Origin of the sequence: Streptomyces sp. NPDC008079, from assembly GCF_042957385.1 — a bacterium.
In the GTDB taxonomy this organism is placed as follows: domain Bacteria; phylum Actinomycetota; class Actinomycetes; order Streptomycetales; family Streptomycetaceae; genus Actinacidiphila.
In genome coordinates this window covers 189916-213670 of sequence record NZ_JBIBIC010000012.1, presented here as the reverse complement: position 1 = coordinate 213670, position 23755 = coordinate 189916, and the positions used below count along the sequence as shown (strand labels likewise).

Here is a 23755-nt window from a genome sequence, read left to right as displayed (position 1 = left end):
GCCGGTGAGGTTGACGGCCGCGGCGGCCGTCCCGGAGCGCAGAGGATCTGGGAGCGGTCAGGAGCCGGCGGTGGCCAGGTGCTCCGAGAACCGCGGGGCGTCGGCGGTCGTCGTCCACTCGCCGTCGGTGATGAGCCGGCCCCTGGAACCGAAGCCGCGGCTGGGGGACTTGGCGGCGCCGTGGAACAGGTGGAGGACCGGGACGCCGCCGGACCAGTGGTCGAAGTGCTGCCAGGTGAACCCCGGGTGCTCCGGGTCGTCGTGGTAGAACTCGCCGGCGGGGACGTACGCCGCGGTGAGGTCGAAGACGGCACCGGTGTCGGGGTGGGTCCACTGGGTGCGGCCGATCTCGGTCTCGGGGACCGGGTGGCCGGCGGCGTCGACGCGGCGGTCCACCCACGTGACGGTGACCAGGCAGCCGGGGTGGTCCCAGGTGTTCGGGTAGGGCTTGCCGGGGTTGTAGTAGTCGATGTGGACGTCCCGGTCGGTCAGCGCCTGGCGGCCGCGCAGCTCGCTGCGGACCAGCCGGGCGCGGCCGGCCGGGACGGGCTCGGTGTACCGGTCGGTGACTGTGCCGGTGCCGGTGCCGTTGGCGAGCCAGCCGCGGATCGAGGCGTAGATCCGGCCGTCGGTGTCGGGGGCGTTCTCGGTGACCTGCCAGTCGGCGAGCACCATCGGCAGGTAGCCGGCGAAGACGAGCGTGCCGTGGTCGGTGTCGGCGATGTGGTGGTCGGGGGTGTTCCAGTCCTTCATGCCGATGTCCCTTCCGTCGTGCGGGCCGGGCTGTCCGGTCCTCCGCACCGCCCCGGCCGTGCAGGCCGGGGCGGCACAGGGGTCAGGCAGTTCGGGCGGTGACGGCGTCGGCGAGGATCGCGGCGTGATCGAACGCGAGGTCCGGGAGGTCGGCCAGGGGCCACCAGCGGGCGGCGGCCGCGTCGTCTCCGGCCGTCGGCTCGGCGAGGGCGGGCAGGGTCGCGGTGTAGGCGGCGGTGACGTACCGGCCGCGGGGGTCACGGCCGGGGGTGTCGTAGGTGCCGACCGGCCGGAGGTCGGCCGCCGGGACGGCGATGCCGACTTCTTCCTCCAGCTCGCGGACGGCGGCGGCCAGGGCGCTCTCGCCGATCGAGACGTGCCCGCCGGGCAGGGCCCACTGGCCCTTGTGCGGGTCCCAGCCGCGTTCGATCAGCAGGACGTGGTCGGCGGCGAGCAGGACGACGTCGGCGGTGTACCGGATCGTCTCGTCGGGGTCGGTGTACGGCGGTGATCCGGTCCAGGGAGAAGCGGATGCGCTCCGCGGCTGCCAGCACGTAGTCGCGGTGCCGGTTCTCGGTGTCGGTGCCGTCGTACCCGGCGGCTTCCTCCTGCGGGGTGCCGGCGTTGAGGGCGAGGCGCTCGAGGTGGAAGGCGGCGGCCGTCATCTCGGTGAGCATCGGCGTTTCAACGGCGGCGACCCGTGCGGCCAGGGCGCATTCGGGGCGGGTGCTGCGGGCCCGGCGGGCGGCGCGGCGGGCGGTCTGATCACTGGTGGCGCTGGTCACGGAGGGGGTGTCCCTTCATCGTGCGGGCCGGGCTGTCCGGCCCCTGCGCACCGCCCCGGCCGGGAGAGTCGGGGCGGCACGCGGGGGTCGTCAGTCCCGGGTGGCGAACTGCCCGAGCAGCTGCTCGGCTTCGTCCTCTTCGGCGCGGGCCTGCTTGAGGAGGTCGTCGTGGGCGCGCTTGGACAGCCGCCGGTGGTGCATCTCGTGGCGGACCAGGGCGATGCGTCGCTCGCGGGCGCCGTGGCGGATGAGCTGGTCGACCTCGATGAACGCGTAGACGAGCGTGGCGTCGGTCTCGGATGTGCGGCGCAGCCGGCTGCCGTTGAGGAGGATCCGCACCATGCCCTTGGGTGCGATCACGACGGCCGCGTACAGGTCGGACGGGCGGCGGGTGATGCTCAGGGGGTGTTGGTGCCACAGGTTCTTCGGGACTCCGGCGGCGGCGCCCTGCGCGGCGGCGGCGAGGTCGGGCAGGGCCTTGGGCTTGGCGATGACGAGGTGGATGCCGGCCAGGGGGCGGCGTTGGAAGTGGTTCTGCACGAGCCGGGCGGCGCCGGGCGCGCGGTCGGTGACGGTGCGCTGGGTTCGGCGGGAGGCGCCGACACGCTGGATCGTCATCCGGGAGCTGAGGGAGGCGGGCGGCATGGTGCGGGCTCCTGTCTGGTGGGCTGACGGGCGGCCGCGCCGTCCCGGCCGGAGGGGCCGGGGCGGCACGGTCACCGGTCAGGCCGCCTTGAGCGCGGTGTCGGTGTCGTCCTCGCTGTTGGTGGCACGGTCGGCGTAGTCCGCCATCAGGCGCTGGAGCTGCTGGACGTCGGTGACGGGGACGGGGTTGTCGGCCTCGCCGGTGACGAAGGTGAAGACCATGCCGGGGGTGATGCCGTCGGCGTTGCTGTCCCGCCAGTAGCGCAGGTACGCGCCGGGCGCGAGGTGGAAGGACGCGGTGCCGTCGGGGTATCCCTGCCACCGGTCGACGTCGGTCAGCAGCACCTGGCCGCGGTCGACGCGGTAGGCGTCGGCCGCCGCCCGGGACGCGGCGTCGGCGCAGGCCGCCTCCCGGAGCTGGATGAGTCCCTCGTGCGCGGTGGCCGCGGCGGTGGCCGGCTCCGTGCTGTACCGGCTCCCGGTCGGGCGGGTGTCGGCCAGGCGGCGCAGCGGTGCGACGACGTCGTCCAGGAGGTCCTCGAGGCCGACGGCGAAGGCGAGGGCGCCGATGCCGGCGAGGGCGGCCTTCCAGCCGGTCGCCCACGAGTCGGGGGCGGCGCCGAATCCGATGTAGCCGCCCAGGGCGGCGCCGATCCAGGTGAGGGCGTTGATGCCGAGTTCGGTGAGTGAGGCGCCGATCGCGCGGGCGATGCGGCGCGTGAGGCTGGTCTTGGTCATGATGGGGCGTACTCCTTCTGCTGGTTGGGGGAGTGGAACCCCGCGGGCTGGCCGGGTTTGGTGACCAGGCGGCCGGCCCGCGGGAGTTGAGGGTGAGCCGGTCACCAGGCCGCGCAGGCGGCGGCCAGGGCGAGCAGGGCGAGCGCGGCCAGGCTGACGTCGACGGCGCGCCGGAGCCGGGTGTACTTGCGCAGCGCGATCCCGGACAGTGCCCGCAGCCGGGTCTCCTTGGAACTGCTGGTGACGGCCGCGCGGACCTGGTCGTCACCGGTGAGCGTCGACCAGTAGGGGAAGCTGCCGTGGTCGTCGTCGCGCAGGTGCGGGCGGACCACCAGGAGCAGCAGCACGGCGGAGACGGACAGGGCACCGATCGCCGCGGCGCCGGCCAGCGTGCCGAGGACCGGCAGCGGGGTGTCGGCGACGGAGGCGAGGCCGGCCAGGGCGGCCCCGTCGAAGGCCAGCAGCAGCGATGCCTTGTTGCCGGTACGAACCCGCGCGTACTCCAATAACCTGCGCGTCAGTGTCGGCGATCGCACGGTCCAGGGCGGCTTCGAGGTCCGGCGCGAGAGCGCTCGGGGAAGCTGCGGTCACGTCAGCGGGATGGCGCGGCAGGCGGCGGCGTGCGCGTTGGCCTTCTCGCGGATGCTCGAGAGGGCCTCCCGCTCCGGAAAGCGCGAGGTGACGTACCGGATCTGGAGGTTGGCGGGGCGGTGGGGCTCGGTGAAAGCGGTGCGGACAGCGGTGTCCATGGCGGAAGTCCTCTCGGATGAGGTCAGCGGTGGACGACGGGGAGCGCGAGGTCGCGGTGGACCACGTCGACGGGCCAGTCCTGCTCGAGCAGGTCCCGGTAGACCTGGTCGGCGACGACGGGCGCGCGGTGCCGGCCGCCGGAGCAGCCGATGGCGATGGTGATGTCGGTGTCGCCGGTGATGAGCTCGAACGCGGCGGCGCGGGTCACGCTCTCGATGACCTCGGCGATGCCGGGCGTGGCCAGCACGGTGTCGACCACGATCTGGTCGTGGGCGGTGAGCTCGCGCAGCTCGGGGCTGACGTGCGGGTCGCGGTAGGGCCGTAAGTCGAAGGTCAGGTCGGCGACCGGCGGGGCGCCGTGCAGGAAGCCGAAGCTGACGAGCGTGATGTCGGGCACGGGGTTCCTTCCTCCAGGGCCGGGCTGTCCGGCTCTCCTCACCGCCCGGCTGGGCCGGGCGGATCGGGCAGCCGCCAGTGGGCGCGGTGTGGTCAGGCCGCCAGTCCGGGGGCAGGGCCGGGGGCGGCGAACATGACCAGGCGAGGGTCGAGGGGGATGCCGGAGTCGCACTCCAGGCAGCTGCCGAGGGTCTTGAGCGGCAGACAGCAGATGAAGCGGCGCTGGCACTTCGGGCAGGTCTGCCGCTTGGCCATCGCGGCGTCGAGTGCGATTTCCTTGGCGAGCGTCATCGGCCGTATCGGCAGGGCGAGGTCGACGCGGTACAGCCACGCCCACCGTGTGCCGCCGCGGCACTCGATCCGGGCGACGGGGGCCTGGCCGCCGGGGCGCAGCCGCTTGGCGCGTAACTGGCGGCGGGTCGCGAGGCCCTTGTAGCCGGCCTGTTTCCAGGGGAAGACCGGCAGGGAGCCGTCGCCGGGGTCGTACGGGTCGACGTCGACGACGGGACTGTCCGGCGGCTGGGCCGGGACGGGTTCAGCGGCGGCCACGGTTGTGGCCGCGGCCGGTGTGGATCTGGACGTTCGCGCGGCCGCGGGCGTTGACGCTGACGCGGGTGCCGCTGCTGCGACCGGCGCGGCTGACCGCGGACAGCACGGCGATGACGGCGGCACCGCCGGCCACGACCGCGATGAGCATGGTGAGCGCCGCGATGAGGGTGGCCAGCGCCATGGCGAGGAAGTAGATGCCGACACCGCCGGCGGCGAGGATGAACGCGGCGAGTGCCATCTTGGCCATCAGCGGGGAGATCAGCGGCTCGCTGGGGGAGGGGGCGGACTGGGAGTAGTAGGCGACGGGCCGCCCGTACTGGTCCGGTATGACGGTGACGCCGTCGATGCCCGAGGACGGCGGGTAGACCATCGTCGGCTGGGGGAGGGGGCGCTGCCCGTACGGCTGGACCGGGTCGTGGACGTACGGGGCCTGGACGGGCATCGGCTGGTAGTAGGCGGGCTGTGCGTCGTCGCCGTAGGACGGCATGATGGGGTCTCCTCTGTTGAGGGAGCCAGGCGACCCACTCGAATGCGACGCCTGGTTGAGGCTCCGGCCTCTTCACCGGCCTCCCGAGGTGCTTCATTCATCTCGGGGGGCCAGTGGAGCCGCCGGAACAGCTGCTCGGTGGGCTGCGTGCTCAGTCGGTCAGGGACCGGAAGCGGGTGGCGAGCATCGCCGGGTGCTCCGGGTCGCGGCGCAGGATCGTCGTCGGGTGGCCGGGGCTGGTGTCCGCCAGGAGCAGCGGCGGCCGGTCGCCGGGGACGAACCCGAACGTGAACGTGGGCGCGGTGTCGTCGGTCTCGAAACCCATGTCGTCGTCTTCTTCCGTCTCGCGCGGCCGGCCGCTCATGCGGCGCCGGCCGCGTCGTCGTTGGTGAACCCGTCCAGGGCGTTGGCGGCGCGGACGGCTGCCTCGAAGCCGGGCTCTTCCGACAGGCGCCGGCGGGCGGCACGCTGCCGGTCGCCGCACCAGGTGTCGGCCTTGCCGTAGAACTTCGCGAGTCCCTCGAGGTCGGGGGTGACGCTGTCCAGGAGGCACTTCGCGACGTACCGCTCGGCTTCGTCGCGCTGTTGCTCGCGCACATCGCGAGGCACCCGGCCACTTTCCGAGGTGGCCGTCTCGCGAACCGCGATGAGCGCGGCCCCACTTTGCGAGGCACTTTCCGAGGCGGCACCGCCAGAAATCGAGGTGCGGCGACCGCCACTTTGCGAGGCGGTTTCCGAGATGGTCCGGGTGCGGTTCGCGGCCCGCTCCAGGGCGCGCTGCTGCCGGGCCCGCTCTGCTTCCTCCAGGGCGCGGGCCTCGGCTGCTGCCTTCTCCCGCAGGGCCTGGGCTTCGGCTTCCGCCCTGATCAGCTCCGCCTGCCGGGCCGCCTCACGGTCCCGTTCGGCCTGTGCGATCTCGGCGTCGGTGCGGCGCCGGGCCGCCTCGATCTCTGCCGCGCGCCGCTCGCGCCCGGCCTCGATTTCTGCCGTCTGCGCGGCCAGGGCGACCCTCTCGCGTTCTGCCTCGATTTCTGCGGCGAGCCGCTCGCGTTCGCGCTGCGCCTCGCGTTCTGCCGCCTCGTTTTCTGCGATGCGGGCCGCCTCGCGTTCTGCTGCGGCTCGCTTTTCGGCGTCCTCGCGGTCGCGCAGTTCGCGGGCGCGGCGGACCTCGCTGTCCTTCTTCTCGGCTTCCGCGGCCGCGAACCAGTCGATGATGTCGGCCAGTTCGACGCGGCGGGCGGAGACGTAGCGGCGGTAGCCGGCGGCGGCCTCGCTCAGCAGGATGAGCAGGGCCGGTGCGACGGAGTGGAGCAGGATGCCGCCGGCGTCGGGATGCTGGGGGATCGGGTGGAAGCGGCCGTCGGGGTACAGCGACGTCCAGCAGTTCATGATCCAGGTGGACAAACCCGCAGCCCAGCGCAGCATGAACGGCCAGCCGGACGGCTTGTAGGTGCCGCCGTGCTCCACCAGGACGCCGTCGACGTACAGGACGGTGATCAGGGCGACGCTGGCCAGGGGGTCCAGCATCCACGCGATGTACGCCGGGATGTCGTGGCTGGTGGCGAAGCGGGTGACGTTGACGCAGGTGAAGACCAGTGCGCCGCCGCCAAGGGCGAGCAGGGCCTTGGTGACCAGGGCGCCGACGCGCTTGAGGTGGTCGATCGAGACGCGGGCGGCTTCGGCGTCCTGCTGGGTGACGGGGGCTCGGGGAGTGGACTGGCCGGGCGGGCCGGCCACGTGCGGCGCAGCCATGGCAGTTACCTTCCGTAGTGTTCGCGGGGAGTGTTCGGCGAACAGTTCGCCGGGGGCAAATCAGGATGTTCGCGACTTTTAGGCGCAGTGTTCTGGGGATTTCCTTAGGGACCCCCGGGGGGGGGGGGGGGGGGGGGGGGGGGGGCGGCCCCCCCCCCCCCCCCCCCCCGTCCGCGGAGCGCCGCAAAGGTGCCTGGAAGCGCCCTGAGGGCGCCTCAGACCTCGTACAGGGTCACGTCCTTGACCACGGCCAGTCCGAGGCCGTACGCGCTCATGCCGCGGCCGTACGCGCCGAGGTGGACACCGCGGGCCGAGCCCGCCATGACCCAGCCGTACTCGGACTCGCGGTAGTGGAACGGCGTCGGGTCGCCGTCGACCGGAAGGGTCAGCGTCGACCAGCCGCTGCCCGCCAGGTCGTCGGCGAGTTCCCACGCGGTGGCGGTCTGCTGGTCGAGCCAGTCCTGGCGCAGGGCCCGGTCCATGGTGGTGGGCCAGGTGCAGGACAGCAGCCCGGACCCGGCGAGCCAGGCCGCGGAGGAGACCGAGGTCGCCTCCAGTACGCCGGTGCCGTCGGAGCTGCGCCGTCCGGGTCGGTTGGCGAGGGTGACGACCGCGGTGAACCGCAGCCCTTCCGCGTCCGCCGGAGCCGCCTTCAGCGAAGGCTCGTCACCATGCCCTATTGAGCCGTGCTCGACCGTGCCGTCCCCGCTCACGCCGACCGTGCCCAGCCAGCGCCGTCCGGTGAACGCCTCGTCCAGCCCGTACCAAGGGAAGTCGGCCATCAAGTAGCCGTCGACCGTCCCACGAGCACTGCCGGTCTTCGTCTCCATGCGGTGTTACGCCTCCTCCGTGCCCATCTGGGCGACTCGCCATCTTGCCCGACCCTGGGTGGGTTCGGGAGCCGAACCGGCTCACGGTGACGGCGAACACACGGACAATAGCCACCTGGAGGGGTGAAAAGGCGTGATCTGGTTGACTCAGGTCGCGTCGGAATCGAACGGCGGAGCCTCGCCGGGCTCCAGGCCGTCCTTCTTGCGGAGCCTGTCGGGGGTGGCCGAGGAGCCGCCGCCGGAGGTCGGTCCCGGCACGCCGGAGGACGAACCGGCCGCGCCGGACGAGCCGTTGGCGGCGGAGGCGGGCTCCACGCCGTTGACCGCGTCGGTGACCTCGGCCATCTCCTTGCGGAAGTCGAAGCCGTTGCGGATGTCCTTGAGGCCCAGCTCGTCCATGTCGCTGTCGCTCATCAGATTCTTCTTGATGAACGTCTTCGGATTGAGGTCCTCGAACTCGAAGTCCTTGAACTCCGGACCCAGCTCCCGCCGGATGTCTTCCTTGGCGCTGTCCGAGAACTCCCTGACCTTCCGGATGAAGTTCATGGTGTCCTGGATGACCTTCGGCAGCTTGTCGGGGCCGAAGACGAGGACGGCAAGGACCACGATCGCGACCAGCTCCAGCGGGCCTATGTCGAAGAACACCTTGCAGCTCCTTGGGACGTCCACAGCCGGGAAGGCAGGGTCCGGCGGACTTTACGGTACCTGTCCACGCGGGCGGTGCGGGAGTGGCTCCGGCTAACAGTACGTCGCCAGGGGGTAAAGGGTCAGCCCCCGAGCCCGCTCCGGTGACCGGCCGGAGACCGGCCGGTGGCCGGTCAGCGCCGTATCGCGGGGGCCTGGGGGCCGGGCGACGCGGGGGAAGCGGCGGGCGTCACAAGCGGCAGGGCGCCGGGCGCCATCAGCGGCCGGGTCACCGAAACGGGTGTCACCGAGGTGACCGCGGCGGGCGCGCGGAGCATGCGCCGGTCCCCGGCGTCGAGCACGCCGCGCGGGGTGACCCCGCGGGTGTCCGGCACGGAGTTGGCGCTCAGCGGGCTGACCGCGGGGCCGTCGTCGGGGCGGGCGCCGCCGTCGACCGCGGCTTCCATGGGCAGGGCGCTGCCCAGGGCGATGGCCGCCATCGAGAAGGCGCCCGCGGCGGCGAAGGCGAACCGCCTGCCGCGGGAGGCCGCGGTGCCGGAGCCGCTGTGCGCGGGGGCCTCCGGCTGCTCCCGGTCCTCGGGGCGCCCGTCGGCCGCGGCGGCGCGGGTCAGCTCATGGATGCGGAAACCGCGACCGCCGGAGCCGCCGGGCACGAGGTCGCGGCCCGGTGTGAGGTACGAGAACTCCTCGCGGCGCCGTGAACCGCCGCCGCCGAACACGCCGGAGCCGAGCAGACCGCCGTCGAGGGGGCCGCGCCGCTCCTGGTCCCGCCCGCCGGCGGCGCCGGGGCCGTGGCCCTCGTCGTCCCGGTCGCGCCAGTCACGCGTACGGTCGGCGTCCTCGGTCCCGTCGCCGGTCGGTGGTAGGCCGGGAAGGCCCTGGAGCCGGGCCAGCAGCCCGGCGGAGAGCATCGGCTGCTCGGAGGCCGCCACGACGCTCTTGAGACGCCGCTGCTCGCTGGCAGCGGCTTTGCACTGCGGACAGGTCACCAGATGGGCGAGCACCCGGTCCCGGGTGTCGTCGCCGAGCTCGCCGTCGACAAATGCGGCGAGCCGGTCGCCAAGGTGCTGCTCGGCAGGCGCTGCACGTTGTTCGCCTGAACCGCTACTGCTCACGTTCTCCCGCCCTCCTGGCCAGGTTTCTGTGTGGCGGCAGCGAGCGCGGGAGCCGGCCGGGCGCCGGGCGCCCGGTGTTCCAGAGCCTTGCGCAGGTGGGAGCGGCCACGGTGAATCCTGCTCCGCACCGTGCCCAGCTTCACACCCAGCGTCGCGGCGATCTCCTCGTACGACAGTCCCTCGATGTCGCAGAGCACCACGGCGGCGCGGAACTCCGGGGCGAGGGTGTCCAGCGCCTGCTGGACGTCCGCGTCGAAGTGCGTGTCGTTGAAGTGCTGCGCGGGGGACGGCTCGCGGCTGGGCAGCCGCTCGGCCGCGTCGTCCCCGAGGGCGTCGAAGCGGATCCGCTGGCGGCGGCGCACCATGTCCAGGAAGAGATTGGTCGTGATGCGGTGCAGCCAGCCCTCGAACGTGCCGGGCGTGTAGGTGGACAGGGAACGGAAGACCCGCACGAAGACCTCTTGGGTGAGGTCCTCCGCATCGTGCTGGTTGCCGGTCAGGCGGTACGCCAGCCGGTACACGCGGGCACTGTGGGTACTGACGATCTCCTCCCAAGAGGGAGGCGTCCACGCCTGAGCGTCCCCGTCGGTGGCGAACGTCGCGGTCGCGGGAGTGTTTTCGCGTGAACGGTCATCAGCAGTGTTGGTCACGGATTTCGGCTGTCCGGCGGACCGGAGAATACGCCTGAGCGTTCCTCCCTTGTCACCGGCCGCAGCCGCACCTCCCCTGTCGGCTCTGGTGGTGTCCAGTAGAGCCCCTACCATATCCACCTCGCCCGTTAGCTCCGGATAAGTGCGCTGTTGCCATTGACTTCCCAGGACTTCCACTCGGCGGGGAGAGCCGGGGCCTTCTCCCGCCGGTAGCCGTCCTTACGGATAACGCACAGTCCCATCAGCGGGTTCCCGCCCCCAGCGGATACAGTCGCCGGGCGGGCTGCACCTACGACAGGGATCGACCCGGGGACAGGGAGAGGGACATTACCGGCAACCGGCAGGCGAGCTGGGCGTTCGCCGACGCGTTCGTCGCCGAGGACGACGCCCTCATACGCGCCCGCGCCCGGTCCCACGCGGCCGGTCTGCGGCCCGTCTCGCCCGGCACCGGTGCGGCCCTGCGGCTGCTGGCCGCCACGGGGGACGCGAAGTCCGTCGTCGAGATCGGCACCGGCACCGGGGTCTCCGGCATCCACCTGCTGCGCGGCATGCGCCCCGACGGCATCCTGACCACCGTCGACACCGAGCCGGACCGCCTTCAGCTCGCGCGCGAGGCGTACCGCGAGGCCGGTTTCGCCGCCAACCGCTCCCGCGTCATCCCCGGCCTGGCCCTGGACGTGCTCCCCCGGCTCACCGACGGCGGCTACGACCTGGTCTTCTGCGACGCCGACCGGCTGGAGTACCTGGACTACCTCGACGAGGCGCTGCGGCTGCTGCGGATCGGCGGCCTGGTCTGCTTCGAGGGCGCCTTCGCCCGCGGGCGCGCGCTGGACGCCGCCCACCAGGACGCCGAGTCGGTGCGGCTGCGCGAGCTGATGCGCGCGGTCCGGGACAGCCCCCGGCTCTCCCCCGTCCTGCTGCCGACCGACGACGGTCTGCTGTGCGCGGTGCGCCGGAAGTGACGCGGCGGCGCGCGTAGGAAAACGACGGCGGCCCCGTACACGACATTCCGTGTACGGGGCCGCGACGATTTATGGGACCGCTGGTCTCAGGCGATGGCCTTCTTCAACGCGTCGCCGAGGGCATCCGCCTCGTCCGGGGTCAGCTCGACAACAAGCCGCCCGCCGCCCTCAAGCGGAACGCGCATGATGATGCTCCGCCCCTCCTTGGTCACCTCGAGCGGGCCGTCACCCGTCCGCGGCTTCATGGCCGCCATGCTCGTTCCCCTTCCTGAAACCAGCTCGGACTCGAACACATTGGTTCTCGGCCATTATCCCGCATCTATCGACCCGATGACCAACATCGGTCGCACTACGTTCAGCATGGGCCCTCCCCAAAACCGGCCAATTCGGCGAGTGGACAGTGATCGACCGGGTTCCCGAAGGGTATCGGTTCGGTCGGACGTTTGACGTACGTCACATGTCGGGGTGCCGTGAAGTCCGGCATTCTGGCCAGGACCGATGCCGCGACGAAGGGGTTCAGCCATGGCCGACAGCGTTCTGTACGAGGTGAGCGACGGGCTCGCGACCGTCACCTTCAACCGTCCCGAGGCGATGAACGCGCTCGACACGGACACGAAGAACACCCTGCGGGACGCCTTGCGGGAAACGGCCGACGACACCGCGGTGCGGGCGGTGCTGCTCACCGCGACCGGGCGGGCCTTCTGCGTCGGACAGGACCTCAAGGAGCATCTGGCGACGCTGGCGGCGGGCGGCGGGCTCACGACGGTGGCCGAGCACTACAACCCGATCGTCACCGCGATCGCGACGATGCCCAAGCCGGTGGTGGCGGGGGTGAACGGGGTCGCCGCGGGCGCCGGGGCCGGGTTCGCCTTCGCCGCGGACTACCGGATCGTGGCGGACACCGCCGCCTTCAACACGTCCTTCGCCGGGGTGGCGCTCAGCGCGGACTCGGGTGTGTCGTGGACGCTGCCGCGGCTGGTCGGGCACAGCCGGGCCTCGGATCTCCTGCTCTTCCCGCGCTCGGTGGGGGCCGCGGAGGCGTACGACCTCGGGATCGCCAACCGGGTCGTGCCCGCCGCGGATCTTCCCGCCGAGGCCGTCGCCGTGGCCCGGCGGCTGGCCGAGGGGCCGACCGTCGCCTACGCCGCCATCAAGGCGTCCCTCGCCCACGGGGCCGCCCACTCCCTGCTCTCCACCCTCGCCAAGGAGGACGAGCTCCAGACCCTGGCCGGAGCCGCCGAGGACCACCGCATCGCGGTCAACGCCTTCGTGGCCAAGCAGCCCCCGCGCTACGTGGGCCGCTGACGCGGGACGCCCGTCGCCGCTCCGGCCGGTCCTCGATCGCCGGACGGGCTGAAGGGGACGCGGGTCCGGCGCGGCCCCCGGCCCGTCCGGACCGGCCCTAGCGGGCGGAGCAGTCGGCGAGGTGGTCGTTGACCAGGCCGCAGGCCTGCATCAGGGCGTAGGCGGTGGTGGGGCCGACGAAGCGGAAGCCGTGGGATTTGAGCGCCTTGGCGAGAGCCACCGACTCGGGGGTGGTGGCGGGCACGTCGGCGAGGCGGCGCGGCGCCGGGCGGGTCGCGGGGTCGGGCGCGAAGGACCAGATGAGGGCGTCGAGCCCGCCGTCGTAGCTGTCGCGCAGGGCCTGCGCGGCCCGCGCGTTGGCGACGGAGGCGGCGATCTTCGCCCGGTTGCGGATGATCCCGGGATCGAGCAGCAGCCGCGCCTCGTCCTGCGCCGTGAAGCCCGCGACCGCGTCGATCTTGAAGCCGTCGAAGGCGGCCCTGAACCCCTCGCGGCGACGGAGGATCGTGATCCAGGACAGCCCGGACTGGAACGCCTCCAGGCAGGTCCGCTCGAACAGGGCGTCGTCCCCGTGCACGGGCCGCCCCCACTCGGTGTCGTGGTAGGCCACGTAATCCGGCGCGGACAGCCCCCAGGGGCAGCGCGCGAGTCCGTCGGGCCCGACGATCGCGTCACTCACCGGTGTCGTCCCGCGGCGTCTCGTCCTTGTCCAGGGACGGCGTCACGGGGGCGCCGACCGCGCCGGCCCGCGCCCCGGCCAGCACGGCCTCCAGGTCGGCGATCCTGGCGTCCCGCTCGGCGAGTTCCGCCCCGAGCCGGTCCAGCACCTCGTCGACGTCCAGCATGCGGTAGCCGCGTACGGCGATCGGCAGCCGGACGGCGTCGATGTCGGACCTGATGAGCGGGCGGTCGGCGGGCAGCCGGTCGTCGATCCGGTCGGGTTCGGAGTCCCGCAGGGTGCCGCCGTCACCGAGTACGGCCATCGCGACGGCGGCGACCACCGCGACCAGCGCGATGAGCATGAACCAGAACAACTCGATCTCCCGGGGTCCGGCCTACGTGTCAGGCACGATCGTGCCACGATCGCATGAGTCTGAGATGAGGAGCGGCAGTGGCACTTCGGTTGGGGACCCGCGAATTCGGCGAGCGGGAGCCGGTGATCATGGCGATCGTGAACCGTACGCCGGACTCGTTCTACGACCAGGGCGCCACCTTCACCGACGAACCCGCGCTGGAGCGGGTCGCGGGCGCCGTCGCGGAGGGCGCGGCGATCATCGACATCGGCGGGGTGAAGGCGGGCCCCGGCGAGGAGGTCTCGGCGGCGGAGGAGATCCGCCGCACGGTCGCCTTCGTGGCGGAGGTGCGCCGCCGCCACCCGGATGTGGTGATCAGCGTGGACACCTGGCGGCACGAGGTCGGCGAGGCGGTGTGCGAGGCGGGCGCCGACCTGCTGAACGACGCGTGGGGCGGGGTGGACCCGCGGCTGGCGGAGGTCGCGGCGCGGTACGGCGTGGGGCTGGTGTGCACGCACGCGGGCGGCGCCCAGCCGCGGACCCGGCCGCACCGGGTGGGGTACGAGGACGTGATGGCCGACATCCTGCGGGTGACGGTGGGGCTGGCCGAGCGGGCGGCGGCGCTGGGCGTGCCGCGTGACGGGATTCTGATCGACCCGGGTCACGACTTCGGCAAGAACACCCGGCACTCGCTGGAGGCGACCCGGCGGCTGCCGGAGATGACGGCGACGGGGTGGCCGGTGCTGGTCTCCCTGTCGAACAAGGACTTCGTCGGGGAGACGCTCGACCGGCCGGTCAAGGAGCGGCTGATCGGCACGCTGGCCACCACGGCGGTGTCGGCGTGGCTCGGGGCGCGGGTGTACCGCGTCCACGAGGTCGCCGAGACCCGTCAGGTGCTGGAGATGGTGGCCTCGATCGCGGGCCACCGCCCGCCCGCCGTGGCCCGCAGGGGCCTGGCCTAGGGGCCCGCTGGGCGGGGGCCAGGGGTCTGCGAGGCGGGGGCCAGGGGCCCTGCGAGGCCCTAGGCGCTCTCCTTCGTCACCCGCGCCACGGCCTCGTCCACGTCGTCCGTGACGTGGAACAGCTCCAGGTCGGCCGCGGACGCCTTGCCGCCCGCGACGAGCGTGGAGCGGATCCAGGAGACCAGGCCGCCCCAGTACTCGGTGCCGAAGAGCACGATCGGAAAACGGGTGACCTTCTTGGTCTGGACGAGGGTGAGCGCCTCGAAGAGTTCGTCGAGGGTGCCGAAGCCGCCGGGGAGCACGACGAATCCCCGCGCGTACTTCACAAACATCGTCTTTCGGACAAAGAAGTAGCGGAAGTTCACGCCGATGTCGACATAGGAGTTGAGGCCCTGCTCGAAGGGCAGCTCGATGCCGAGGCCGACCGAGATGCCGCCCGCTTCGAGCGCGCCCTTGTTGGCGGCCTCCATCGCGCCGGGGCCGCCGCCGGTGATGACGGCGAAACCGGCCTCGGTCAGGGCGCGGCCGATCCGTACGCCCGCCGCGTACTCACGCGAGTCCACCGGGGTGCGGGCGGAGCCGAAGACGCTGACGGCGGGGCCGAGTTCGGCCAGGGCGCCGAAGCCCTCGACGAATTCCGACTGGATCCGCATCACACGCCACGGGTCGCCGTGCACCCAGTCCGACTCTCCTCGACTGTCCAGCAACCGCTGATCGGTGGTCCCCGCCTGCACCTGGCCGCGCCGCCGTACGACAGGGCCCGTGTGCCGTTCCGGCCAGCCCTTGCCGGTCAGCACGGTCTCCGCCGCCTCGTTGGCCGCGGCAGCCGCCTCCTGCGCGTCCGGACTCTGCCCGGCCGCTCCCGTGTGTGAGTCAGTCATACGGGAAGCGTACGCATCATGGTGCGGCGGACGGCGCCAATGGGACCGCCCGGGGCGCTTCGAGGCGGGCGCTGACCCAGGTGAAGGCCGCGGGGAACATTCCGCCCCAGGTCTTCCAGTTGTGCCCGCCGCGGTCGATCCGCAGCGTGCTGACCGAGGTGGGCGGCCGGACGGCGGCGGTGATCCAGTCGCCGAATTTCGGCGGGCTCTCCGGGTCCTGCTTGCTGGACTCGATGAGGATGTGCACGTCGGGGCGGGTGTTCTGGGCCAGCCACAGCGGCGAGCGGACACCGCGGGCGGACTCGGCCGGATTGTCCGGGGCCATCGCGGCGGCGGCCACGAACCGGTCGGGGTGCTCGAGCGCCATCCGCACCGCGCAGTAGCCGCCGGTCGATATGCCCATCACGGCCCAGCCGCGCGGCGCCGGGAGCGTACGGAAATTGTGCGCGATCGTCTGCGCCACGTCGTCGGTGAGCCAGGTGCCGACCTTGCTCTTGCCCGGCACGTCGGCGCAGCCGGTGTTGGCCCGGTCCGGGGTGATGGTGGGCAGCACGAGTATCGCGGGCTCGGCGCGGCCGGCGGTGATCTCGCCCTGCATGATCTGGCCGAGCCGCATGCCGCGCAGGAAGCTGTGCGGGGTGCCGGGGATGCCGTGCAGGACCTCTATGACGGGGAAGCGGGTGTGCGCGAACTCCTTCTTCTTGTACTGCGGCGGCGTCCAGACGATGACGTCGCCCTTCGTCCCGGACTTCCAGCCGCGCACGGTGGCCTTCTCGAAGCCTTGGGAGTACGAGGCGAATTTGACCCGGTAGTCGGGCTTGGTGGGGGTGGGCGTGGCGGTGGGGCCCGCGACGGACTTGCCGCCGCTGTTGGCGTTGCCGAGCAGGTCGTCCCAGGACGCGTAGAAGCCGTAGTCGTTGTTGACCGTGACCATCACCACGAAGATCGCGGTGACCTGACAGAGCACGATCATCCCGACGCGGGCGACGACCCGTACCGGCCGCGGGCCCCGTACCCGCGGCCAGAGCAGCACCGCGCCCGCCACCGCGGCCACCGCGACGACGAGGAGCAGTACGGCGAATCCTCTGCTGGTCAGTCCCACGACACGCCTCTTCCCCCAACCGATCCCTACGGCTCCGATCACACCATGCCGCGAGGGAAGACCGATGGGCACCCCTGTTCGGTTGCTCCGCCTTTCGCCGGATCAGTCGGACGAGTGAGGCGGGGCGGTCGCCGGGGCCGCGGGATCGGGCCCGGTCAGTCGGTGAGCCAGCCGCGCAGCCGCTCCTCGGCCTCCAGCACGGCGGCGACCGCGACGTGCTCCTCGCGGGCGTGGGCGAGCTTGGGGTCGCCGGGGCCGTAGTTCACCGCGGGCACGCCGAGCGCGGAGAAGCGGGCCACGTCGGTCCAGGCGTCCTTGGGGGCGGGTTCGGTGCCGATGGCGCGGACGAAGGCGGCGGCGGCCGGGTGCGCGAGGCCGGGCAGGGCGCCCGGCGCGCTGTCGGTGAGCACCACGGTGAAGCCGTCGAAGACCTCCTCGGCGTGCGCGAGCGCCTCGGCCTCGCTCCGGTCGGGCGCGAAGCGGAAGTTGACGGTCACCGCGCAGGAGTCGGGGATCACGTTGCCCGCGTGGCCGCCCTCGACCCGCACCGCGTTCAGTCCCTCGCGGTACTCCAGGCCGTCGATGACGACCCGGCGGGGCTCGTACGCGGCGAGCCGGTCCAGGATCGGCGCGGCCTTGTGGATGGCGTTGTCCCCGAGCCAGCTCCGCGCCGAGTGCGCCCGGCGGCCGGTGGTCTCGACCCGGATCCGCAGGGTGCCCTGGCAGCCGCCCTCGACCTTGCCGTCGGTCGGCTCCATCAGCACCGCGAAGTCCCCGGCCAGCCACTCGGGGTGCCGCTCGACCAGCCGCTTGAGTCCGTTGAACTCGGCCGCGATCTCCTCGGCGTCGTAGAAGACGTAGGTCAGGTCGCGGTTCGGCGCGGTCAGGGCCGCCGCCAGCCGCAGCTGCACCGCCACGCCCGCCTTCATGTCCGAGGTGCCGCAGCCCCACAGCAGGCCGTTCTCGTCCAGCCGCGACGGCAGGTTGTCCGCGATCGGCACGGTGTCGATGTGGCCCGCGAGCACCACCCGCTCGGCGCGCCCGAGCCGGGTCCGCGCCACCACCGCGTCGCCGTCCCGGTCAACCGTCAGGTGCGGCAGCCCCCGCAGTGCCTCCTCCACCAGATCCGCCAGCGCCTTCTCCTGCTGGCTCACGGACGGCACGTCCACGAGTTGGGCGGTGAGCCGAGCGGCATCCTGGCTGAGGTCGAGTTCGCTGCGCATACGCCGAGCGTAGGGCCTCGGGCCCGGATGCCCCGAAGGCCCCGGCCGCCTGCCCCGTTCACGCGCAAGGAGGAGAAAGCCGAAGGCGGCGCCGTCGTAGGTCATTCGGGACCCGCCGCCTTCGGTACGCTCGGCGCGTGCCCAGCTCCCCCCCTCAGAAGCCCCCCAAGCGCAAGCGCCGGGGCCGCAGGATCGCCACAGCGGCCGTGGTGTTGCTGGGGCTCGCCACCTATGGCCTCTACCGCGCCGCGGAGGAGAACAAAGCGCCGGAAAGCGCGGACTGCACAGTGACGGCGGACGGCGACACGCTGGACATGAGCCCGTCGCAGGCGGCGAACGCGACGACGATCGCCGCCGTGGCCACCTCGCGCGGGCTGCCGGAAAGGGCGCTCACCATAGCCCTGGCCACGGCGTTGCAGGAGTCACGGCTGGACAATCTCGATCACGGCGACCGGGATTCGCTCGGCCTGTTCCAGCAGCGCCCCTCGCAGGGCTGGGGCACCGCGCAGCAGGTCCAGGACCCGGTGTACTCGACGAACGCCTTCTTCGACGGCCTGGTGAAGATCGAGGGCTATTCGCGGCTGCCGCTGACCGTGGCGGCGCAGCGCGTGCAGAAGAGCGGCTTCCCCCAGGCGTACGCGAAGCACGAGGCGGACGCGACGCTGCTGTCGGCGGCGCTGTACGGGCGCAAGGCGGGCGCGTTGAGCTGTACGACGGGCTCGGACACGCCCTTCAGCGCGGGCGGCAAGCTGGGCAGTACGTCGCAGGTCACGGCCAGGCTGACGCGGGAGTTCGGCAGCCAGGTGAAGCCGGTGGCGGCCGACGAGCCGCGTACGGTCGCGGTGCCCGCCAGGCCCGCGGGCGGCGCGGCGGAGGGCGACGGCACCCGGCGCGGCTGGGAGCTGGCGCAGTGGGCGGTGGCGCACGCGCAGGACCTGAAGGTCGAGCAGGTGACCTTCGGCGGCCAGAAGTGGGCCGCGGCGCAGTCCGGCAAGGGCTGGCAGAAGCAGAAAGCGGGCGGCGCGCAGGGTTCCGCGGCCGTCAAGCCGGACGGATACGTACGGATCACCGTCGCGCAATAGTGCGCGCATTCACTCGGAAGTGCCCGCTCCCGCGGTCAAACGCGGGCTGCGGGAAAACCGCTCGACCGGATGGCAATTCCCTTGCCGCAGCAGGGATGTGACGTTTCATCAAAGTCATATGAGCTGTCCGCTATATCCGATCTGTCGGATTCCTATAATGCGACACATTGCCAACTCTTTACCTCGAACGACCGCAACCTTCGGGCTCCTTGAGCGGTAGTCACGACGTCCGCCCGGCGGACGCAATACGTCCCCTCACGGAGCCAACTCCGTAAAAGGAGCACCATGTCCCTCCCCCTGACCCGCCGCTTCGCCCAGGCCGCCCTGCTGATCGGCGCCGCCGCCGCGCCGCTGATCGGAGCGGGCGCCGCGCAGGCCGCCGCGCTGCCGCCGACGGACCTGGGCGGGCTGAGCAATCTGGACGGCGCCAATGTCGGCAACACGCTGGACAGCGCTTCCCAGCAGGCCACCGGGGTGGCCGGGCAGGCCGGTACCCAGGCGATGAAGACCACGCTCCCGGCCACCGGCCGCATCGTGGGCACCGCGAGCAGGACCGCCGCCCCGGCCGCGCAGAAGGCCGCGGGCGACGCCGCCGACTCCGCGGGCCGGATCGTCGGCCAGACCGCCGAGTCCGCCGGTGGCGTCGCCCCGCACACCGAGACGCTGCCGGTCTCCGCGCTTCCCAACACCGGCCAACTGCCGGCCGGCGCGCTGCCCACCACCGACATGCTGCCGCTCAAGGGCCTCCCCCTGGGCTGATCGCCGAACCGCACGCGCGCGGGGGCCGGGAGCGACCGCTCCCGGCCCCCGCGCGCGTCTGCCGGGCAGGGCTCTCAGACCAGCGAGGCGGCCTCAGGCCGGCCTGGTCGGGTCAGCCCAGCGGGTCAGCCCGGCGGGTCAGCCCGGCGGAAGCGGTTCAGCGGGAGGGATTCAGCGGGAGCGGTTCAGCGCAGCCGCTCGACGGCCGCCGCCACCCGCTCGTCGACCGCCGTGAAGGCGATCCGGACGAACCGCTCGCCCGTCGGCCCGTAGAACTCGCCGGGCGCCACCAGGATGCCGCGCTTGGCCAGGTCGCCGACGGTGTCCCAGCAGTTCTCCGCGCGGGTCGCCCACAGGTACAAGCTGGCCTCGCTGTGCTCGATCCGGAAACCCGCGCCCTCGAAGGCGGTCCGCAGGGCGGCGCGGCGGCGCGCGTACCGCTCCTTCTGCTCCACCGCGTGCTCGCGGTCGTCGAGCGCGGCGACCATCGCGGCCTGTACGGGCGCGGGCACGATCATGCCGACGTGCTTGCGGACCTCCAGCAGACCGGCGACGACGGACGCGTCACCGGCGAGGAAGGCGCCGCGGTAGCCCGCGAAGTTGGACCGCTTGGACAGCGAGTGGACGGCGATCAGCCCCTCGTGGCTGTCCCCGCACACGTCCGGGTGCAGGACGGAGACCGGCTCCGCACCCTCCCAGCCCAGCTCGATGTAGCACTCGTCGGACACCACGAGCACCCCGTGCTCGCGCGCCCACGCCACGATCCGGCGCAGCTCGGCGGCGGACAGCACCCGGCCCGTGGGGTTGGACGGGCTGTTGAGCCAGAGCAGCTTCAGGCCGTCCGGGTCGAGTTCGGTCACCGGGTCGTCGTACGTGACCGGTTCCGCGCGGGCCACCAGCGCGCCGATCTCGTACGTCGGGTAGGCGAGCCGCGGGTACGCGACCCGGTCGCCCGCCTCGATGCCCAGCAGCGTCGGCAGCCAGCCGACCAGTTCCTTGGAGCCGAGCAGCGGCAGGATGTTCGCCGGGTCGGCGCCGCTCACGCCGTGCCAGCGGCTGAGATATCCGGCGGCGGCCTCGCGCAGCGCGCGCGTGCCGTACGTCAGCGGATAGCCGGGGCTGTCGGCGGCGGCGGCGAGCGCGCGCCGGATCACCTCGGGCACCGGGTCCACCGGGGTCCCCACCGACAGGTCGACCACACCGTCCGGGTGCGCGACGGCCGTCGCCTTGTAGGGCTCCAGGCGGTCCCACGGGAAGACCGGGAGGCGGGCGGAGATGCTCACGTGCTCACTCTCGCTTGTCGATCGATGGTCCGTGATCGAAATGTCCATGACGGACGTACGCCGCGGCCCCGCACAGCGCCGAGCGTGGCTCGGTGCGCCGTACGGGGCCGGGCGGAGACTGCCCGACCGGGATCAGTGGTCCTGGCTCTGCGGGGGCAGCGCTGCGATGAAGGGGTGGTCGCGCTCGATGAGACCGAGCTTGGACGCGCCGCCGGGCGACCCCAGTTCGTCGAAGAACTCCACGTTCGCCTTGTAGTAGTCCTTCCACTCCTCCGGGGTGTCGTCCTCGTAGAAGATCGCCTCGACGGGGCAGACCGGCTCACAGGCGCCGCAGTCGACGCATTCGTCCGGGTGGATGTACAAGGACCTGGAGCCCTCGTAGATACAGTCGACCGGGCACTCTTCGATGCACGCCTTGTCCTTCAGGTCGACACAAGGCTGCGCGATGACGTAGGTCACGCTGTCGTTCCTCCTCGATAGGGCTCATCTCGCGCGGGAGCGCGGCGTCGTCGATGCCCGCACCTAGTATCTCCGTTCCTGAGCACGATCCGAACAGGAGGGGCACGCATGGCAGGGGATTTCTCTTCCGGAGCGCGGCTCGTGATCCGGATTACCCCGTCTGACGTGGGAAAACGCGTATCGGTACGGCAGGTTCTGGAGATCACCGACGGGCATCCTACGTTCACCGATACGGTCGGTGTTCTCGTATCGTGGGATGCGGGAGTGGTGTGCGTCACGCGGAGGTCCGGGGAAACGGTACGCATCGCCGAATCGCTCCTCGTCGCGGGGAAGGTGGTGCCGCCCACCCCGTCGGCACGGAGAATGTCGCGTGTGACGTCCGCGTCCCCCGAGGAGCTTGAGGCGTTCGCCTCGCGCGCCTGGCCCGCCACCGAGACCGAGCCGCTGGGCCGGTGGACACTGCGCTCGGCCGTCGCGGGCGAGCGAGAAGCGGAGCAGGACAAGGGCGGCGGGCGGCGGGAGGGCTTCACCCGCCGCGCCAACTCCGTCCTGGTGGACGGCGATCCCGACCGCCCGCTGGACGCCGCGCTCGACCACGTCGTCGGCTGGTACGGGGCGCGGGGCACGACACCGTATCTCCAGGTGCCCGACACCTCGCCCTACGCGGCCGAGTTGGAGCGCCGCGGGTGGGTACGGGAGGCGGACACGCTGGTCAGGGTCGCGCCGCTGGCGCCGCTCACCCGGCTGCCGGGCGCGGACGCCGTCACGCTGTCCCGGACGCCCGACGCGGCGTGGCTGGCCGCCTACCACCGCACCGGCTCGCTCGCCGACGCGGCGCTGAAGGTGGTCTCCGGCGGGCCCTCGGTGTGGTTCGCGACCGCCCCCGGCGCCATCGGGCGGGCCGTGGTCGACGGGCCGTGGGTGCTGTTCGGCGCGGTCGAGGTGGCGCCTTCGCACCGCCGCAGGGGCCTGGCGACCGCCGTCATGGGCGCGCTCGCCCGGCGCGCCGCCGACGAGGGCGCGAGGAGCGCGTACCTCCAGGTGGAGGCCGACAACGAGGCGGCCCGCGCGCTCTACGACGGGCTCGGCTTCACCGACCACCACGGCTACCACTACCGGCGCCCCTCGGTATGAGCGCGGACGTACGGGAACGGTTCGCGGCGGCGGCGCGCGAGGAGCGCCCCGACCTGGCCGAGCTGTGCCTGCTGATCGGCGCGGAGGCCGACCCGGCGCTGGACGGCGTCGCGATCGACGCGGCCCAGATCGAGCTGGACCGGCTCGCCGGGATGCTCCCGTACGGCCTGACGACGCCGCTGGAGTGGGCGAACGCCCTGCACCGGCTGCTCGGGGCCCGGCTGGGCTTCCACGGCGAGCCCGGCGACTACCAGAAGCTCTCGTCGTCGCTGCTCCAGCAGGTGCTGCGGCGGCGGCGCGGGCTGCCGATCCTGCTGTCGGTGGTCTGGACGGAGGTCGCCCGCCGGGCCGGCGCGCCGGTGTACGGGGTCGCGCTGCCCGGCCACTATGTCGTCGGCTTCGGCGATCCGGCGGGCGCGTACGTCCTGGTCGACCCCTTCGAGGGCGGCCGGGTGCTGTCGGGGCCCGACGCGGAACTCCTGGTCGCGGGCGCGACCGGCGCCCCGCTGGCTCCCGGCATGCTCACGCCCGCCGATCCGCTGGACACCGTGCACCGCGTCCTGAACAACATCCGCGCCTGGGCGTCCGCCCGCCTCGAACAGGCCGCCGTCGAGCTGTGGACGATCGACCTCGCCTTGCTCCTCCCCCGCCACCCGGCCCGCCTGCGCTACGAGCGCGCCCAACTCCTCGTCCGCCTCGGCGACTTCACCGGCGGCGCCGCGGCCCTCGACGAGTACGCCGAACTGATCGGCGGTTTCGACCCGGAGACCGCGGAGAAGATCCGCCGCAAGGCCCGCGCGGCGCGGGCACTGCTGAACTGAGCCCCGGCGGACAGGCCCTAGAGCCAGCCCTTTTCGCGGGCGATACGGACCGCCTCCGCGCGGTTGCGCGCGCCCGTCTTCTGGATCGCGGTCGACAGGTAGTTGCGGACCGTGCCCTCCGACAGCAGCAGGCCGCGCGCGATGTCGGCGTTGACCGAACCATCGGCGGCGGCCCGCAGCACCTCCCGCTCGCGGGCCGTCAGCGGGTCGGCTCCGTCGGCGAGCGCCGCCGCGGCCAGCGTGGGGTCGATGACGCGCTCGCCGCGCAGCACCCGCCGTACGGCGTCGGCCAGTTGGGCCGCCGGAGCGTCCTTGACCAGGAACGCCTCCGCGCCCGATTCCATCGCTCTGCGCAGATAGCCGGGGCGGCCGAAGGTCGTGACGATCACGATTTTGACCTCCGGCAGCTCTTCGCGGAGCCGCGCCGCCGCCTCGATGCCGGTCAGGCCCGGCATCTCGATGTCCAGCAGCGCCACGTCCGGGTGGTGGGTCCTGGCCGCCGCCAGCACCTCGTCGCCGCGGGCCACCTGGGCGACGACCTCGAGGTCCTCTTCGAGGCCGAGGAGCGTCGCCAGTGCTTCTCGCACCATCGACTGATCCTCCGCGAGCAGCACCCGGACGCTTCTCCTCATCCCCCCACCCTAGGGCTCCGCCCTACGGTTCCCCGCCCGGTC

The 23755-nt window shown here is 72.6% G+C and carries 31 protein-coding genes; 7 read left to right on the top strand and 24 right to left on the bottom strand.

The window, feature by feature from the left end; genetic code table 11:
- Window positions 1-57 precede the first annotated feature (57 nt).
- The 15 genes from ACFZAM_RS24625 to sigE all read right to left on the bottom strand — a co-directional run bounded on the left by ACFZAM_RS24625 (window position 58) and on the right by sigE (window position 10209).
- Window positions 58-753: a hypothetical protein gene (locus tag ACFZAM_RS24625; protein WP_391049332.1), complete on the bottom strand. Its 696-nt coding sequence runs from the start codon at window positions 751-753 to the stop codon at window positions 58-60.
- Between the two features lie 82 nt (window positions 754-835).
- Entirely contained in the window at window positions 836-1183 is a 348-nt protein-coding gene (locus ACFZAM_RS24620) for an NUDIX domain-containing protein (protein WP_391049382.1), read from the bottom strand.
- A gap of 445 nt (window positions 1184-1628) precedes the next feature.
- A complete protein-coding gene (locus ACFZAM_RS24615) occupies window positions 1629-2183 on the bottom strand; it encodes a hypothetical protein (RefSeq protein ID WP_391049330.1) in 555 nt (184 codons plus the stop codon).
- A 78-nt stretch (window positions 2184-2261) separates the two neighbouring features.
- Entirely contained in the window at window positions 2262-2921 is a 660-nt protein-coding gene (locus ACFZAM_RS24610) for a hypothetical protein (RefSeq protein WP_391049329.1), read from the bottom strand.
- Window positions 2922-3022: 101 nt separating this feature from the next.
- Window positions 3023-3457, bottom strand: coding sequence for a Pycsar system effector family protein (locus ACFZAM_RS24605; RefSeq protein ID WP_391049327.1), 435 nt, complete (start codon window positions 3455-3457; stop codon window positions 3023-3025).
- Between the two features lie 51 nt (window positions 3458-3508).
- Window positions 3509-3670, bottom strand: coding sequence for a hypothetical protein (locus ACFZAM_RS24600; RefSeq protein WP_391049325.1), 162 nt, complete (start codon window positions 3668-3670; stop codon window positions 3509-3511).
- 23 nt (window positions 3671-3693) lie between these two features.
- Window positions 3694-4068 (bottom strand): ATPase, encoded by a 375-nt coding sequence (locus tag ACFZAM_RS24595; RefSeq protein ID WP_391049323.1) that lies wholly within the window; start codon window positions 4066-4068, stop codon window positions 3694-3696.
- A 92-nt stretch (window positions 4069-4160) separates the two neighbouring features.
- A complete protein-coding gene (locus ACFZAM_RS24590) occupies window positions 4161-4616 on the bottom strand; it encodes an RRQRL motif-containing zinc-binding protein (RefSeq protein WP_391049321.1) in 456 nt (151 codons plus the stop codon).
- Window positions 4603-5103, bottom strand: a complete 501-nt coding sequence (locus ACFZAM_RS24585) for a phage holin family protein (protein ID WP_391049319.1) — start codon at window positions 5101-5103, stop codon at window positions 4603-4605. The genes ACFZAM_RS24590 and ACFZAM_RS24585 overlap by 14 nt, the downstream gene beginning before the upstream one ends.
- 151 nt (window positions 5104-5254) lie before the next feature.
- Window positions 5255-5428 (bottom strand): hypothetical protein, encoded by a 174-nt coding sequence (locus tag ACFZAM_RS24580; RefSeq protein WP_391049317.1) that lies wholly within the window; start codon window positions 5426-5428, stop codon window positions 5255-5257.
- Between the two features lie 35 nt (window positions 5429-5463).
- The gene (locus tag ACFZAM_RS24575) at window positions 5464-6855 is read right to left on the bottom strand and encodes a hypothetical protein (RefSeq protein ID WP_391049315.1); all 1392 of its coding nucleotides are present in this window, start codon (window positions 6853-6855) and stop codon (window positions 5464-5466) included.
- A 215-nt stretch (window positions 6856-7070) separates the two neighbouring features.
- On the bottom strand, window positions 7071-7685 hold the full coding sequence (locus ACFZAM_RS24570; RefSeq protein WP_355348177.1) for a hypothetical protein: 615 nt from the start codon (window positions 7683-7685) through the stop codon (window positions 7071-7073).
- Between the two features lie 147 nt (window positions 7686-7832).
- Entirely contained in the window at window positions 7833-8330 is a 498-nt protein-coding gene (locus ACFZAM_RS24565; RefSeq protein ID WP_355348180.1) for a sec-independent translocase, read from the bottom strand.
- A gap of 173 nt (window positions 8331-8503) precedes the next feature.
- Window positions 8504-9445 carry a zf-HC2 domain-containing protein gene (locus tag ACFZAM_RS24560; RefSeq protein ID WP_391049314.1) on the bottom strand — a complete coding sequence of 314 codons (942 nt, stop codon included), beginning with the start codon at window positions 9443-9445 and terminating at the stop codon, window positions 8504-8506.
- A complete protein-coding gene (sigE, locus tag ACFZAM_RS24555) occupies window positions 9442-10209 on the bottom strand; it encodes an RNA polymerase sigma factor SigE (protein ID WP_355348341.1) in 768 nt (255 codons plus the stop codon). The genes ACFZAM_RS24560 and sigE overlap by 4 nt, the downstream gene beginning before the upstream one ends.
- 212 nt (window positions 10210-10421) lie before the next feature.
- On the opposite strand from sigE, the gene ACFZAM_RS24550 reads away from it, so the two are divergent.
- Window positions 10422-11057: an O-methyltransferase gene (locus ACFZAM_RS24550; protein ID WP_355348344.1), complete on the top strand. Its 636-nt coding sequence runs from the start codon at window positions 10422-10424 to the stop codon at window positions 11055-11057.
- A gap of 86 nt (window positions 11058-11143) precedes the next feature.
- Here ACFZAM_RS24550 and ACFZAM_RS24545 read toward each other — a convergent pair whose 3' ends face one another.
- On the bottom strand, window positions 11144-11311 hold the full coding sequence (locus tag ACFZAM_RS24545) for a DUF3117 domain-containing protein (protein WP_069464762.1): 168 nt from the start codon (window positions 11309-11311) through the stop codon (window positions 11144-11146).
- Window positions 11312-11579: 268 nt separating this feature from the next.
- On the opposite strand from ACFZAM_RS24545, the gene ACFZAM_RS24540 reads away from it, so the two are divergent.
- Window positions 11580-12362: an enoyl-CoA hydratase-related protein gene (locus ACFZAM_RS24540; protein ID WP_391049312.1), complete on the top strand. Its 783-nt coding sequence runs from the start codon at window positions 11580-11582 to the stop codon at window positions 12360-12362.
- 97 nt (window positions 12363-12459) lie between these two features.
- Here the strand turns inward: ACFZAM_RS24540 and ACFZAM_RS24535 are convergent, their stop codons facing one another.
- On the bottom strand, window positions 12460-13041 hold the full coding sequence (locus ACFZAM_RS24535; RefSeq protein ID WP_391049310.1) for a DNA-3-methyladenine glycosylase I: 582 nt from the start codon (window positions 13039-13041) through the stop codon (window positions 12460-12462).
- Complete coding sequence (locus ACFZAM_RS24530; protein WP_391049309.1) at window positions 13034-13396, bottom strand: DivIVA domain-containing protein; 363 nt, start codon at window positions 13394-13396, stop codon at window positions 13034-13036. Before ACFZAM_RS24530 ends, ACFZAM_RS24535 begins: the two co-directional genes overlap by 8 nt.
- 128 nt (window positions 13397-13524) lie before the next feature.
- On the opposite strand from ACFZAM_RS24530, the gene folP reads away from it, so the two are divergent.
- Window positions 13525-14337 carry a dihydropteroate synthase gene (gene folP, locus ACFZAM_RS24525; protein ID WP_355348347.1) on the top strand — a complete coding sequence of 271 codons (813 nt, stop codon included), beginning with the start codon at window positions 13525-13527 and terminating at the stop codon, window positions 14335-14337.
- Between the two features lie 59 nt (window positions 14338-14396).
- Here the strand turns inward: folP and ACFZAM_RS24520 are convergent, their stop codons facing one another.
- The 3 genes from ACFZAM_RS24520 to dapE all read right to left on the bottom strand — a co-directional run bounded on the left by ACFZAM_RS24520 (window position 14397) and on the right by dapE (window position 17543).
- Window positions 14397-15218, bottom strand: coding sequence for a TIGR00730 family Rossman fold protein (locus ACFZAM_RS24520; protein ID WP_355348196.1), 822 nt, complete (start codon window positions 15216-15218; stop codon window positions 14397-14399).
- A gap of 16 nt (window positions 15219-15234) precedes the next feature.
- Window positions 15235-16320: an alpha/beta fold hydrolase gene (locus ACFZAM_RS24515; protein ID WP_355348199.1), complete on the bottom strand. Its 1086-nt coding sequence runs from the start codon at window positions 16318-16320 to the stop codon at window positions 15235-15237.
- A 155-nt stretch (window positions 16321-16475) separates the two neighbouring features.
- The gene (dapE, locus tag ACFZAM_RS24510; protein ID WP_391049307.1) at window positions 16476-17543 is read right to left on the bottom strand and encodes a succinyl-diaminopimelate desuccinylase; all 1068 of its coding nucleotides are present in this window, start codon (window positions 17541-17543) and stop codon (window positions 16476-16478) included.
- Window positions 17544-17680: 137 nt separating this feature from the next.
- Here dapE and ACFZAM_RS24505 point away from each other — a divergent pair, with 137 nt between their 5' ends.
- The gene (locus tag ACFZAM_RS24505) at window positions 17681-18625 is read left to right on the top strand and encodes a heavy metal transporter (protein WP_391049305.1); all 945 of its coding nucleotides are present in this window, start codon (window positions 17681-17683) and stop codon (window positions 18623-18625) included.
- A 285-nt stretch (window positions 18626-18910) separates the two neighbouring features.
- Window positions 18911-19384: an ATP-binding protein gene (locus tag ACFZAM_RS24500; RefSeq protein WP_355348208.1), complete on the top strand. Its 474-nt coding sequence runs from the start codon at window positions 18911-18913 to the stop codon at window positions 19382-19384.
- Between the two features lie 185 nt (window positions 19385-19569).
- Here ACFZAM_RS24500 and dapC read toward each other — a convergent pair whose 3' ends face one another.
- Both dapC and fdxA read right to left on the bottom strand, forming a co-directional pair.
- Entirely contained in the window at window positions 19570-20715 is a 1146-nt protein-coding gene (dapC, locus tag ACFZAM_RS24495; RefSeq protein WP_391049303.1) for a succinyldiaminopimelate transaminase, read from the bottom strand.
- Window positions 20716-20799: 84 nt separating this feature from the next.
- Window positions 20800-21126, bottom strand: a complete 327-nt coding sequence (gene fdxA / locus ACFZAM_RS24490) for a ferredoxin (protein WP_355348214.1) — start codon at window positions 21124-21126, stop codon at window positions 20800-20802.
- Between the two features lie 372 nt (window positions 21127-21498).
- On the opposite strand from fdxA, the gene ACFZAM_RS24485 reads away from it, so the two are divergent.
- Both ACFZAM_RS24485 and ACFZAM_RS24480 read left to right on the top strand, forming a co-directional pair.
- Entirely contained in the window at window positions 21499-22260 is a 762-nt protein-coding gene (locus tag ACFZAM_RS24485; protein ID WP_391049301.1) for a GNAT family N-acetyltransferase, read from the top strand.
- The gene (locus ACFZAM_RS24480; protein ID WP_391049299.1) at window positions 22257-23081 is read left to right on the top strand and encodes a tetratricopeptide repeat protein; all 825 of its coding nucleotides are present in this window, start codon (window positions 22257-22259) and stop codon (window positions 23079-23081) included. Before ACFZAM_RS24485 ends, ACFZAM_RS24480 begins: the two co-directional genes overlap by 4 nt.
- A 17-nt stretch (window positions 23082-23098) precedes the next feature.
- Here the strand turns inward: ACFZAM_RS24480 and ACFZAM_RS24475 are convergent, their stop codons facing one another.
- Window positions 23099-23713 (bottom strand): response regulator, encoded by a 615-nt coding sequence (locus tag ACFZAM_RS24475; protein ID WP_391049297.1) that lies wholly within the window; start codon window positions 23711-23713, stop codon window positions 23099-23101.
- Window positions 23714-23755: the final 42 nt, after the last annotated feature.